Source organism: Nostoc sp. DedSLP04 (genome assembly GCF_034530775.1).
Classification (GTDB): domain Bacteria; phylum Cyanobacteriota; class Cyanobacteriia; order Cyanobacteriales; family Nostocaceae; genus Nostoc.
The window spans coordinates 20369-33242 of sequence record NZ_JAVRCL010000079.1 but is presented as its reverse complement, the minus strand read 5'-3'; the positions used below and the strand labels follow the sequence as shown (position 1 = coordinate 33242).

The window sequence follows — 12874 nt, the reverse complement described above, 5'->3', positions numbered from 1 at the left end:
ACCCTACACCCTACACCCTACACCCTACACCCTACACCCTACACCCTACACCCTACCCCCTACCCCCAACACCCTGCCCAGACGAGCTTTCAGCTTTACAAGCGTGCCATTCGGATAAGAATCCGATCTTGCTTATCTCCATCCTCATCGGCAACAGCAATGAATTTCTCTAAATTGATGTCTCTTCCACTGCCCAGCGATCGGCAGCATGTTTAAAAAAGTATGAAAAGTATTTCACCTAGATATTTCTAAGTAACCTTTTTTAGCCGACAGGCAAAGCATTTAAAAGCTTGCTGTCCTGAAAGATTGTCATAGTAGTTTTGGTCTATTAAGACATTAGCAGCTTCATAGTATGGAGTTGTCAAATCCTCAGCCATCTTCTGTTGGGAGCCGAACCAATTAGGGACAAAAATAGTGTCTTCTCGAATTCCTTGCCAAAGTAGTGCTGTACCTTTGATTGCTCCTCTGGGGCTTTCAACAATAATCTCATCACCATTTTCAATCCCAGCAGTTTGTGCGGTTTTTGGGTGAATTTGTACCAGGCGAACACCATTCATTTGCTTGCCTGTATAAGTCCAGTGGGTAACAGAGTGGAAATGAACTACACTTGGTCTGCCAGTCATTCCCATGAGTGGGTACTGCTTGTGTACCTCACCAGAAGATATTTTCCCCAATTTGACCTTTTGAGTCAAAGCCTGCGGATTTACGGGATTTTTGACCAACTCAGATGCATACTCAATAGTAGGATGCTTACCTGTTACCTCTGGATGGGTATAAAAGCTAGGCAGAGCAGAGTGCCCAGCCTCAGCTAACCGAGTTTGCAATTGTGGAGTGTAAATTTCTACTTTGCCACTAGGAGTCAGAAATCGCTTACCAATATTATTAGGATTAAGGGCTTCTGCGGCTTCATACCAAGAGGGATGATCCAAGTAAAGTGTACTGACACCAGGATGATTCACTGTTGGGCAAGGCCAGCGCAAAGGTTCTTTTCTTTGGGATAGTCTTTGTTGAGTCATGCCCCCCATTCCTGGGGTATTCCTTAGAAAAGTTGCCCATAAATTACCATAGTCTTTCCAAGAAGAAGGAAAGTTATCCCTCCAGTATTCAGGCGGATTGCGTTTGTCTAATTTAGCTGTGGCGTGTGCTAAATCAATCCAAATATGCCAATCTGGTTTCGACTCCCCTACTGGAGCAACCACTTGTTCTTGCCAACGGATTGCTCGATCGTCCCGCCGCATATAAACGGTTTCCATTTCAAAACCACTAGTTACCGGCAAGATAATATCAGCATAGTACGCTGACTCTTCCATGAACAATCCAGTGTAAACATAAAATTCTAATTGCCGATAAGCCTGTTGTACTTTAACTGTGTCAGAACAAGCCAGCAGGGGATTGCCTTGAGTAACGATCGCTTTAAGCTGATAAGGTTTGCCTGAAATAATCGATTGGGCAAAATAATCTGGCCCAACTGGCAAGGCGATATCTTTATTAGGTGTTTTACCAATAATCGCTGGTAAATTCAAGCTCCCTGGCCAAGTGTTATGCATGAAATTGCAACCACCACCATTAATTCCAATATTGCCTGTAATTGCAGCCAGAAATGTTAAACAACGGTAAGTGTCAAAAGCTCCTAGTTGATGAGAAATCCCAGCATTGCAGAAAATAGCAGCAGGCTTAGTTTTGGCATAAGCTTCAGCTAGAAGTCTAATTTTTGATGCTGGAACATCCGTGACAATTGAAGCCCACTCTGGTGTGTAGCTGAAGCTTATTAGGTGCTTTTTGAGTTCATCAAAACCCAGTACCCACCGTTTTACAAAGGCAGCATCGTATAAGTTGTTAGTCACTATGTGATAGAGCATTGCCAAAACCAAAGCCAAGTCTGTATGTGGTTTCGGTGCAATCCACTCATCAGCTTGCGCTCCTGTAGGAGTCAAGCGGGGGTCAATCACTACTAACTTGGCTTTAGTCTTAGCACGGCTTCTAAGAAGATAGGCAAAGGTTACAGGATGTGTTTCTGCTTGATTCGTACCTAAAAACAGAAACAATTTTGCACTTCCCAAGTCTTCTTTTTTCGTCGCATCATCTATTCCGTAGCCGTTTGTAAAATTGCCTAACCCAAATGTCCATGCCAAAGCATTGCCACCTGCATCGTTGCATACAGGCCCAACATCAGTATTATTAGGACTACCCAGCAGACTAAAGTAGCGCTCAACCAAAGAACCCGTTCCCCGTGGTAATCTCCCAGAGGTTTTATTTGCGATCGCTCTAGCTTCGCCTGCATCCCTAAGTGCCAAAAACTTGCTAGCAATAATTGAGAGAGCTTCATTCCAAGAAATTGGCTCAAATTGAGAATTGCTGTCACCTTTGTCTCCACCAACCCGCTTCATTGGGCTTTTCAAGCGAAAGCGATTGTAGACTAGCTGGGTCATCATTGGCCCCTTAATACAAAAGCCACCTGCTTGTACTGGGTCATTTGGTTCACCTAAGACATCTATAATCCGCCCGTTTTTGAGATGAACTTTCAAACGGCACAGGGAATTGCAGAATTGACAAGCACTATTTACAATCTTGTCTGGCTGTAGAGCAGCCGATTTCTGAGTAAAATCAAATTCAGTACTTTGAAGAGGGATTGCCTGTTCTTGCTCAACACTTGCTGCATCAGCTACTTCTTTTTTGAGTAACTCTGCTCCACCAACAGCAGCTGTACTAATAGCCACCCCTTGAAGAAAACCACGCCGTGAGGTCTTTTTCCTACCCTTTGATGTCATGGAGATCCTCTCCCTACATATCGCGCTTATTACAGCATTTCACAAATAGGCGCGCAATTTAACTGCGTTCTAATAGATTACTACATAAGTAGCTAAACAAAATTAATTACACAAAGTTAAGCCATGAAACTCTTATCCAGATTAGAAACTCATGTGTAAATAATTCTGTGCGATTACTTACTTGACCAGCTTAAGATATGTAATCCTTTGTTTTCTGCTACTTTTTCCCCTAATTACCTAATCGTCCTTGGTGGTTAAAGTTGGGTCAAATACTAATGCTCCGTCAGTTAATAGTACGATATAGCAATAGTTACATGAAGCCGAATTTCACTTAACTGAGAACCACTATATATAATCCTTGAGAAAGTTTCGTCAAACCTGTGGACTTGTTACTGTTATATAACAGTAGAAGTAATTTATCAGGTTATAGTGAGTGAGGTTGTTGTTTTGAAATCCCAATTAACTAATCATCAGGTCGAATTACAGGATTGCACTATTTTTTATCAGCAAAGTAAGTTGGAGTCGAGTTCAATCCCAATTCTATTTCTGCACGGATGGGGAATCTCTACCCAGCCTTATCAAGAAGTGCTGACACTACTAGCACAGCATCATACCATAATTGCTCCTGACTTGCCTAGTTTTGCGAGATCGAGTTACTCTGGGCTAATTCCTGATTACGTTAGCTATAGCAAATTTCTCCTTTCGTTCTTGGAAGTTTTAGAGTTAGAACATTTTCATGTAGTTGGGCAATCATTTGGCGGAGGTATTGCTATTACCTTATCTGCAATTGTTCCAGAAAAAGTTACTAGTGTAATTTTGGTAGATAGTACAGGAATTCCTACGCTATCAATACCGAAGATAATCCTGCGAAGAGCGATCGAAATGACCTTTCAACTGTTTTTACCAAGACGGAGGTTGAAATTAATTGATATTCCTTTGGTTTTCTGCTATAACTTGTTATTTAATACCGGAAATGTTATTCAAGGATTACTAATTTCTTTGTACGAAGACATCAGCTATTTACTACCAAAAGTCCTAGCGCCTTGTTTATTATTATGGTCAGAGAAAGACCTAACTACGCCATTAAGTAACGCTCAAGAAATGGCGGCCATTATACCCAACACTAAGTTAATGACTGTAGAAGAAGGTTGTCACGAATGGGGACTTTGGTATCCTGAAAAATTTACCTCACTCATACTGGATTTTATTTGTCAAATTGAGAAATATTAATGTAGCTAGTACCGCAAGGCCCAAATCACTCATTCAAAAGTCAAAAAGCTTCTTGTATAGGCTTCTCAGTGATTTAAAATAGTCTGTTTTTTTTTACGCCGACCTGTACTAGTAGAGATAATCATTTGTTTTGGTCAAGTTATACCCTTAGTGCGATCGCAATCAGGCGGGCGAAACAGCGCCATCGCACAAAAATTGCTGGAAAAAATTGATTTAAAGTTGGATTATGTCGGTCGATTGGGGTCGAGGAAAAACCGGGAGTGAGTTTACCAGGGTTAAAAATGCCATATCTGCTGGAAACCTTGATATCACTCCATTGTGGCAACCCAAGTAAAAATCTAAGTTCTAAAGTTTCTTACTTTGAGGTTTCTAAAAGCATTTTTAGCCCCTGCTTGCGGCTGGCGATCGCTCAAAAGAAGAGATGGGCAATACTTTTGTTATAGAACTAATCGAAAAACTCATCTCCTCAGATTAGTTTGCCGATGGCGGCAAACTAAGCTATATTGACTTTTTTTAATTAATCATCTCTAGCTAATGGGTTGTACCATTGATCCGTTGGCAAGAGCAGTCGATCTGACTCAGGTGGGCCCCATGTATTTGGCTCATACTGATAAATGGGTGTGACGTTATCGAGAATTGGCTGGACAATCCGCCATTCCTCTTCTACGGTATCTTCTCGTACAAACAAGGTAGGATCGCCCTGTATGGCATCACCCAATAGACGTTCATAGGGTTCCATCTCGTCGCCACCTCCGTAAAAGGCTAGGAGTTCATTCGTAGAGCCGATCATATCTTCTCCAGGGATTTTAGTGCGAGCGCCCAATCCCACAATTACCTCTGGATCTAGTAAAAAACGAACATAATTACCGTTTTTTTGTCTTCCCTCCTGGAACACATCTAAAGGTGGACACTTGAACTTGACCATTACCTCAGTAGTTTTGACAGGCAATTTCTTCCCAGCCCGAATGTAGATCGGAACTCCTGACCACCGCCACGTATTAATAAATAACCGCACGGCAACAAAAGTTTCTACTTGGGAGTCAGGAGAAACACCTTCTTCGTTACGGTAATTACAAAATTGACCGCGAATAATCTCATCGGGTTGGACTTCCCCTATAGCTTTGAGAATACGCTCTTTTTCATCCCGGATGGAATCGGCAGCCGTACTGGCGGGAGCATCCATACACACTGAAGCCAATATTTGCAGCATATGGTTTTCCACCACATCCCGAATTGCGCCAGTTTCCTCATAGAAGCGCCCCCTTCCTTGAATGCCAAAGTCCTCTGCCATCACAATCTGGATGCTTTCAACATAGTTGCGATTCCAGATGGGTTCGAGAAAAGAGTTGGCAAACCGAAAATAGAGTAAATTCAGCAGTGGTTCTTTGCCCAGGTAATGGTCAATGCGATAGATGGATGATTCGGGAAAAACTGATGCCAGAATTTGATTTAACTCGCGTGCTGATTTCAAATCCCGTCCAAATGGTTTTTCAATTACCACCCGCGCATTTTTAGCACAGCCTGATTCGCCCAATCCTGACACTACTTGTGCAAACAAGCTTGGTGGAATTGCCAAATAGTAGAGGGGATGAGTAGCATCACCAAGGGCTTGACGTAATTTTTCGTAAGTTTCTGGTTTGTTGTAGTCACCAGCAACGTACTGGAGTAGACCAGAAAGTTTCTCAAATGCGTCTCGATCTATACCACCATTATGTTCTAAGCTATCACGTGCCCTTTCCCTAAGTTGATCCGTCGTCCAAGATCGTCCGGCAACCCCAATCACTGGGACATTGAGATTGCCCCGTCGTACCATTGCCTGAAGGCTAGGGAAGATTTTCTTGTAGGCTAAGTCACCTGTTGCCCCAAAAAATACCAGTGCGTCTGAATCAGGAGTTCCCATGACTAACCTCTTTATTGCCTATCTCACAAAACCAACAAAATCATCCCGCAAATATGCAACGCCTAAATTCTTTTTAAAACTTGAGTATTTCCCAATTATAATTGTCGGGAAAAGGTTCTATTTCCCAGACTATGCTTTCTCCTGCTTCTAAGGCAACTTCTACGTAGAGTTGTTCTACAGCCGTTGTGGCTACATCTTCATTATTGGGAAAAGGCTGTAAATCTTCGGTAAGTAATCGGAGTTTGAAACCACCGGGAATAGCTGCACCGATCGCAGCGTTACGTAATTCAAAACGCCAAATAGTTGCATCTGGCTCACCTTGTGATATAATCAAAAGTTCGTAAATTTGACCTGCGATCGCCAACCGACGAGAGAGAATAGTATTTGCTTGTATGTCTTCCACACCCCGCGCCCCAGCAGCACTAAGTTGTAAATCAAAGCTTCCCCAACCGACAGCCTCAGCAACTTGAGAAATACCGCTTTGCAACCATTGGATAACTGACCATTGTTCTGGTAATCCTAAGCGTCGTTGATATAAATTTTGTCGCCAACCGCCATGTTGAATTAATCCACCCCACAGTTGAAAAGGGATTTCTTGCCGGGGTGTAAGTATTTCCGGGTTTCCCAGACGGGCAATTAAATTTTCTGCCTGTTGTGGCGATAAGCTGGGAATCTCTTCAATAGGGCTACGGGTGGGTTCTTCTGGACATAATTGACGCGCCAGAGCTAAAACGCTGATGTCGTTGATTATATCAGTACCATCTAGGGAATAAGTGCGATCGCTGGCATCATAACTACCTTGAGTTTTCAGTTTTTCATGGTTGCAATAACCCCAAATCCTGACGTAGCCTTCATCTGGCTCGACTTGCACAGCTAAATAATAATCACCTACCCAACTAGGAATATCCACCCATTCTTGAGGTACTCGCAATTCACTCAAATCAATTGCCTCGCTTGGTATCAAGACTAATCTTGTTGCCTCAACGGTGAGTGCAATTCCATTAACCAGTTCCCAAAAACTGGGTAAAGCAGTGGTAGTTGGCCAAACTTTTGTCTGTGGTGTCCAGTCTTCTTGCAACCATAACAAGATAGCATCCAGGCAAAGTTGATTAATATAAGCTTGATAGCGAGAACTAGCATTAGAAAAAGCTTGATTATTTAAATCCGCTTGGTTTTGGGTAGTTGTAGGGATTTCCAAAACCATATCTGTTGGGTTGATGAAAGTAAATACAGTAGTCATAGGGATTGGGGATTGGGGTTGAGATTCTAAGTTCAGCTTTGCGTAAAATCGTTGCGAATTGAGGGTTGAAATTTAAACGCAAAGGTTCGCAAAGGTAAACGCAAAGGGGCGCAGAGAATTCACTACGAATTAATGAAATGTTGTAAGTAGTTAGATTAACGAGGTTTTCAGGTGGATGAACGAGATTTTAACTCTCCTTGTCCCCACTCCCCAGTTATCCACCATAGTAATTTTTCAACCATTCCTCCATTAGTGTGTTTATACTATGCAGTAGGTCTGAAGTAACGGAAATATGCAAACTATCTTTACTCCAATTAGCTAAAAAGCGTAACAAAGTTTCTTGGGCTTTTTTTAGTCGCCGTGAGACAGTATATTGCTGTGTTTGTAATTGTTTGGCAATTTTGTCTTGAGTTAATTCTTCAGCATAATAAAGTTGTAAAATTTCTTGTACTTGCGGTTCGAGTTGAGCGATCGCAGCCACTAAAACTTTGTTAATCTCAGTTTGTTGGAAATTTCTTGTTTGTTCTTCTTCAGCAGCAAGAATTTCATTAATCAGAGATTCTTGTTGTGTTCCGGGAATATTATCAAGCCACTCCCACGAATCATCGCCCCCTTTAGGAATATTGAGAGAGTCAACCGGAAAATAACGATAGCGGCGTGCGGCTTTAGCAGTAGTTAAAAGCCACTTTTCTAAGGTTTGGGAATTGACTTGCTGACCACTTTGTGAATTATAAGCTTTCGCGATCGCCTCCCAAATCTCGTTGTCTGGTTGAGATATTTGGCGAGAAGTACCTTTTTGTGTGGGGATATATATACTTTTGAAACAGTTCCAAGCGAGGACGTAATCGTTAATATCTTCTAGCAACAAACCTGCATTTTGTAAAGACTCCACCAAAAACTTTTTAGTAATTTTTCGTAATAATCCCCAATCGGTACAAATATCAATTTCACGATTTTGGCGTAAATTTTCCCGAATAGCACTGCTAAAGAGAGCAGTAGCGTAGTTTTTTAAAATAAAGCCTCCATCTGGATTAAACCCTTTGAGGACTTTATCAACTTGAGCGATCGCAATCTGAAAACAGTCTGATAGCTTGTACTGAGTACTCGCAAAACTGTTAACTGTTTTTTGGGATGCCCAATAACAGGGTTCTTGCAAGTAAGCTGCCAGATGCTGTTTAGCCAGTAGCTTCGTTTCAGAGATAAGCCAAAATTTATACCAGTACAAAACCCAAAAATGCTCCGAATTTTCTTGAGGCGTGCGGTTGAGACAACTTTGCATACTGCGACGTAGCTTTGATTCCGTCGCCCAACTACTGAAGCGATCGGCGTCAAATTGCACAAAAGTTGAAAAAATTTCAATGATGCTTTGTCGAGGATGCATAAAAAATTGTCACCCAACCTATAGAAAGACTGAAAGCGTTAAAGGACGCCTACACAAACTTTACTACAAGGTGTGAGGATTATATTTCAACTTTAATGAAATATTTTATACTTAGCCAACTGCTAATCGTGTCTACTTATCAATAAGTTACAAAAACAATTACGAATAATGGAGTCTAAAATATTGAAACGTTCTTTGAGTTTTATTGCTGCTAGTAGCATCTTAACTACTGCTTTAATCAATCCTGCTTTAGCTGTACCTGCTGACTTTATTGGTACTTGGGTAAATAAAGATGCCAATACTTCTAATATTACTCGTTTAGTAATTACCTCAGGTGGTAGCAATAAATTAAATATTCAGGTGTTTGGCAAATGTCATCCTAGTGATTGTGATTGGGGAACTGCACCATTAGTTACCTATGGTATTAATGTCCAAGATACTAATCATAAATATGCAACAGCCAACTATAATAAAGGGTTCGCAAATTCCTTACTCACCTTAGGATCTGCTCGTCAAGAATTACTGTTGCAAGGCTATACGCAGTTTTTAGATAATAGCGGCAGGCAGAATTACTATTCTCGTGAATACTTTCAAAAGCAAACAAGAGTGAGATAAATGATCGCTAAAAATCAGCATTAATTATTACTCTAACAACACTAGAGAAGTTTGCAAGTAACTGAGATACACAAAGCAAGACTGAAAAGAAGATAGAAAGAGTTTATAGTTCTTGCCTCAAAACCCATAGCTTTGTACTTGAAAACTGCTACAAAATGTAAAATTTATCCCAGCATTAAACCTCGTATTTGCGAGGTTTTTCTATTTTTCTTCATTGAATTATTCTCAAATAAGACTTACGCAATAACTCTCTGAAACTCTCATTCCTACCCTTCGGTAACGCCAAGGGCAAACGTGTCCTTTGCGGTTCGTTTTTCCATTATTTTGCGTAAGTCCTGTCAAAAAATAATTCTCAAAAGTTTTGCCAAGACTGCATAAAAATATCAAAGCAAACCTATTGACTAAGTGTAAGGTGAAAACTGAAAACTTAAGTAGCCGTACAACCTTCACAAATCCGGTCATAACAACACAAACAAGAAACAAAATTAAAGGATAATCAGAATGAAAATTACAAGTTCAACTTCTACAGGTTTAGCATTAGTAATGGGTTTAGCAATAGCTAGTTCAATTCTTAGTACTGTAGCTAAAGCTGAATCTATCCCACAAGTAAATTCTCATGGTAGCGTATCCAATAAGCCTTTTATTACCAATGCTGCCCGTCGCGATACTCTTCATAATTTGAACCAACGACCGTTGAATAGTATCTTAGAAACTGACGGTGGTAAAACAAAAGAATCGAGTGATAAAGGCAAAGATTCTAGCGATAAAGGTAAGGATAGTAAAGAGACTTGCGAAAGTGGTAATTGTGGTGGTGGTCTTCTAGATAGAGCTAATCCAGTTATTTTACCAGCAGATCAACTGAAAGTTCCTGTACTACAAAATCTGCGTCCTCAAACTTTAATTAAAGTTAACAAGCCAATCTTCTAAAGAATAGAGATTGTGAAAAAACAGATTCCCGACTTTTTGAACAAGTCGAGAATCTAAGCAGGGCTATTTCATTCTCATCTAGCCCGCCTCAGAATAAATTCTGAAGCTAATAGCACTCATTCGTCTAAAGACGACTAATAAAGGCTTTTAGTCCACTTTAGTGGAGTTGGGCTATTAGCCCGGAACTTTAGTTCTGGGCGGTTTATGTCTAGAACGAAATAGCCCTGGGAATCTAAGCCTACGATGAGAAAAATGATGGACTAAATATTATGGATTTATTAATTATTGGTTCAAATGATGACATTTTTTGTCAAGCAGTTAACGAATTAGTTAGAGAAAAAGGTTATACAAGTGAAATTTTAGATGTTTGCAATGCTGCAAGAATGTTTTCTATCAGTGTTACTTATGAAAAATTATCTATTACACCAGAAATCCCAGTTATTTTACGAATTCCGCCACAGATGCCGATTCGTACTAGTTTTGATGATTCTTTTATGTATGATGAGTGTCTTGCTACTTTATGGGCAGCGATGACATTATCTAAATCACCAGTAATTAATCGTCCAACTGCAAATAGTCTTTGGGGTAATTTATCATATTCTTCTAACTTGACTAAATTAAAAGTTGGTTATACTAGCAATCTAGAAATATTCTCTTCGCAAGTTCCACCATCACCGCAAGCATTACTCGATAAACAATGGTATCTCCAAGATTTAACTACTTATAATACTGCTGCATATCCAGAAATCCCTGAAGGGGTGGGGCCATTTCGCGCAAGTTGGGTTTCGGTTAACCTTGAATATGAAATTGTTGTTGTTTTAGAAGATAAAGCATGGCGTTGCACCAATACATCTCTAGAACATTTGCAGCTAGAAGAAAAAAGTATTTCGCTACTGAGAAATTTAGATTTGGTATTTGGCACTGTAACTTGGAGTATTGATAGCAACCTAGAGAGTGCTAATATTGCTCGGATTAACCCTTATCCATCGCTGGAAGAAATACAGTTTGTTTGGTCAGATTTTGCTCCCGCACTTTTGGAGACTATTTTCTCATGATTTATGCAATTGGTCTTGATTCAGATCGCACTTTTTGTCATTTTGTTAACTATGCTGAATCTCGTGGTGTTGAAGTTCAAGTAATTAATTTACGCGAAGTGATTCAAAATGGAGATTGGCGGCTAGCGTTACCCGATGATAATCAAAGCTGGATAAGTTGTTCTAGTCAAAAGTATCTATTAAATCCTCATGCTTCTTATTATTGTCGCTTGATTGACCTTTCAACCGTACAATCAGATGTACAAGATGCGATGCGATGGAAAAGTCTTCTTGCTGCACTTTGCTGTTGGCTAGAACATATTCCCGGTAATGTAATTAATCGTCCTGGTGCTGGTGCAAATAATTTCTCAAAACCGCTTCATGAATTTCATCTAAAATCTTTAGGTTTTCAAGTTGCTGATAGCGTTACTAGTTCCAATCCAGAAGTTCTAGCTGAGTTTGCTAACGCTGGATTAACAATTGTTAAGACAACATCGGGTGTTCGTGCCGATAGTAGACTGGTAAAATCAGAGGAGTTTCTCGATTTCCACCCAGACGCTGGCCCAGTTCATTTGCAAAGATATATAAAGGGTGCTGATGTGCGGGCGCATGTAGTGGGTGATAGAGTTCACGCAGAATTAATAAAATGTCCACAAGTAGACTATCGCCATTTTCATGAAGAAGCTGAGTATATCGAGTGGGAGTTACCAGAAGCTTTACATCAAAAAATTATTAATGCAACTGCTGCATTGGGGTTAAAGTTTGCAGGTTGGGATTTTAAAGTTACTAACTCTCTAGAATACTGGTGTTTAGAAGTTAATCCAATGCCGGGATACGATGGATATGATATTCGGGCAGATGGAAAAATAACCGACTCGCTATTAGCTTTGCTTACAGAAGATATTGCAGGAAATAGTATTAGTTGGTATACAGATTCGAGTAATGAAATTTTCTCAGAACAAATTGTGACATTTGAACAGTGTAACGATATTTGTTCTGTAATTCATAGTTTAAGAGAATTATGGATAAAACGAGGAAACTCTCCAAAGTTTTTTTATACTTTAGGTACGGCTAGTTACTTAGATTTCTTAAATGAACCTAATTTTTCTAGAGATTATTATACTATAGCTCATGAATACAATCTACTTCTAGAACTACACTTAGGTTGGCTTTATAAGTTAATCAAAGAATATTTAGAGCAGACGCTTATAAACCCTGTAGTGTATAAACCAGGTGCAGCGCTGCCCGGTTTTCATATTTGGCAAGATTCTAATCTTATCACTAAACCAAATGCTACCACACACTTCGATTTGCAGTACCGAAACCTCAAATGGGATGAAGGTATCGATACTATAAACACAATATCCTTTACTTTACCAATTAAACTGCCGAAAAGTGGGGGTGGGTTGAATGTTTGGGATTTCAACTATATAAATGATTATAGTCAAGCGATCGCAAGCAATGTAGAAATTCTTAAACGATTTAGAACCAAAACTTTTCATGATTACAAAGTTGGTGAAATTGTCTTGCACAGTGGGCACACACTTCATCAAATTGCACCAACTACTTGTATTTATCCTGACGATGAAAGAATAACTCTACAAGGTCATGGATTGTTTTGCGATGGTCAATGGTTACTCTACTGGTAATACATCTCTCAACCTCTGACAAGTGTTCGTATAGAAAATTTATCGGCTTGGGACTGCAATTCAGTTTTTATTAATTCTGGTATATCAATCTTATCTGAGTTGTAAGTTTATGCTAATTTTATCCTAAAGT

The 12874-nt window shown here is 40.0% G+C and carries 9 protein-coding genes; 5 read left to right on the top strand and 4 right to left on the bottom strand.

The annotated features are described in order from the left end of the window. Positions 1 to 248 precede the first annotated feature (248 nt). The gene (locus tag RMX89_RS30710) at positions 249 to 2768 is read right to left on the bottom strand and encodes a molybdopterin-dependent oxidoreductase (protein WP_322691607.1); all 2520 of its coding nucleotides are present in this window, start codon (positions 2766 to 2768) and stop codon (positions 249 to 251) included. 447 nt (positions 2769 to 3215) lie between these two features. Here RMX89_RS30710 and RMX89_RS30705 point away from each other — a divergent pair, with 447 nt between their 5' ends. Next, on the top strand, positions 3216 to 3998 hold the full coding sequence (locus RMX89_RS30705; protein WP_322691606.1) for an alpha/beta hydrolase: 783 nt from the start codon (positions 3216 to 3218) through the stop codon (positions 3996 to 3998). A 517-nt stretch (positions 3999 to 4515) separates the two neighbouring features. On the opposite strand, the gene zwf is transcribed toward RMX89_RS30705, so the two are convergent. From zwf to RMX89_RS30690, 3 genes are all read right to left on the bottom strand, one after another. Next, positions 4516 to 5898 (bottom strand): glucose-6-phosphate dehydrogenase, encoded by a 1383-nt coding sequence (gene zwf, locus RMX89_RS30700; RefSeq protein ID WP_322691605.1) that lies wholly within the window; start codon positions 5896 to 5898, stop codon positions 4516 to 4518. A gap of 73 nt (positions 5899 to 5971) precedes the next feature. Continuing rightward, positions 5972 to 7138 (bottom strand): DUF1822 family protein, encoded by a 1167-nt coding sequence (locus RMX89_RS30695; protein WP_322691604.1) that lies wholly within the window; start codon positions 7136 to 7138, stop codon positions 5972 to 5974. 214 nt (positions 7139 to 7352) lie between these two features. Continuing rightward, positions 7353 to 8519 carry a sigma-70 family RNA polymerase sigma factor gene (locus RMX89_RS30690; RefSeq protein ID WP_322691603.1) on the bottom strand — a complete coding sequence of 389 codons (1167 nt, stop codon included), beginning with the start codon at positions 8517 to 8519 and terminating at the stop codon, positions 7353 to 7355. A gap of 168 nt (positions 8520 to 8687) precedes the next feature. On the opposite strand from RMX89_RS30690, the gene RMX89_RS30685 reads away from it, so the two are divergent. The 4 genes from RMX89_RS30685 (at position 8688) to RMX89_RS30670 (ending at position 12744) form a co-directional block, all read left to right on the top strand. After that, the gene (locus RMX89_RS30685; protein WP_322691602.1) at positions 8688 to 9134 is read left to right on the top strand and encodes a hypothetical protein; all 447 of its coding nucleotides are present in this window, start codon (positions 8688 to 8690) and stop codon (positions 9132 to 9134) included. A gap of 501 nt (positions 9135 to 9635) precedes the next feature. Continuing rightward, the gene (locus RMX89_RS30680) at positions 9636 to 10061 is read left to right on the top strand and encodes a hypothetical protein (RefSeq protein WP_322691601.1); all 426 of its coding nucleotides are present in this window, start codon (positions 9636 to 9638) and stop codon (positions 10059 to 10061) included. A gap of 269 nt (positions 10062 to 10330) precedes the next feature. Further along, a complete protein-coding gene (locus RMX89_RS30675) occupies positions 10331 to 11116 on the top strand; it encodes a hypothetical protein (RefSeq protein ID WP_322691600.1) in 786 nt (261 codons plus the stop codon). Beyond that, positions 11113 to 12744: a hypothetical protein gene (locus RMX89_RS30670; RefSeq protein WP_322691599.1), complete on the top strand. Its 1632-nt coding sequence runs from the start codon at positions 11113 to 11115 to the stop codon at positions 12742 to 12744. The genes RMX89_RS30675 and RMX89_RS30670 overlap by 4 nt, the downstream gene beginning before the upstream one ends. Positions 12745 to 12874 lie beyond the last annotated feature (130 nt).

Bases quoted from the DNA above. Each gene is read 5' to 3' on its own strand.
- RMX89_RS30710 (WP_322691607.1), bottom strand. From the start codon at position 2,768: ATGACATCAAAGGGTAGGAAAAAGACCTCACGGCGTGGTTTTCTTCAA.
- RMX89_RS30695 (WP_322691604.1), bottom strand. From the start codon at position 7,138: ATGACTACTGTATTTACTTTCATCAACCCAACAGATATGGTTTTGGAA.
- RMX89_RS30675 (WP_322691600.1), top strand. From the start codon at position 10,331: ATGGATTTATTAATTATTGGTTCAAATGATGACATTTTTTGTCAAGCA.
- RMX89_RS30685 (WP_322691602.1), top strand. From the start codon at position 8,688: ATGGAGTCTAAAATATTGAAACGTTCTTTGAGTTTTATTGCTGCTAGT.
- zwf (WP_322691605.1), bottom strand. From the start codon at position 5,898: ATGGGAACTCCTGATTCAGACGCACTGGTATTTTTTGGGGCAACAGGT.
- RMX89_RS30690 (WP_322691603.1), bottom strand. From the start codon at position 8,519: ATGCATCCTCGACAAAGCATCATTGAAATTTTTTCAACTTTTGTGCAA.
- RMX89_RS30670 (WP_322691599.1), top strand. From the start codon at position 11,113: ATGATTTATGCAATTGGTCTTGATTCAGATCGCACTTTTTGTCATTTT.
- RMX89_RS30680 (WP_322691601.1), top strand. From the start codon at position 9,636: ATGAAAATTACAAGTTCAACTTCTACAGGTTTAGCATTAGTAATGGGT.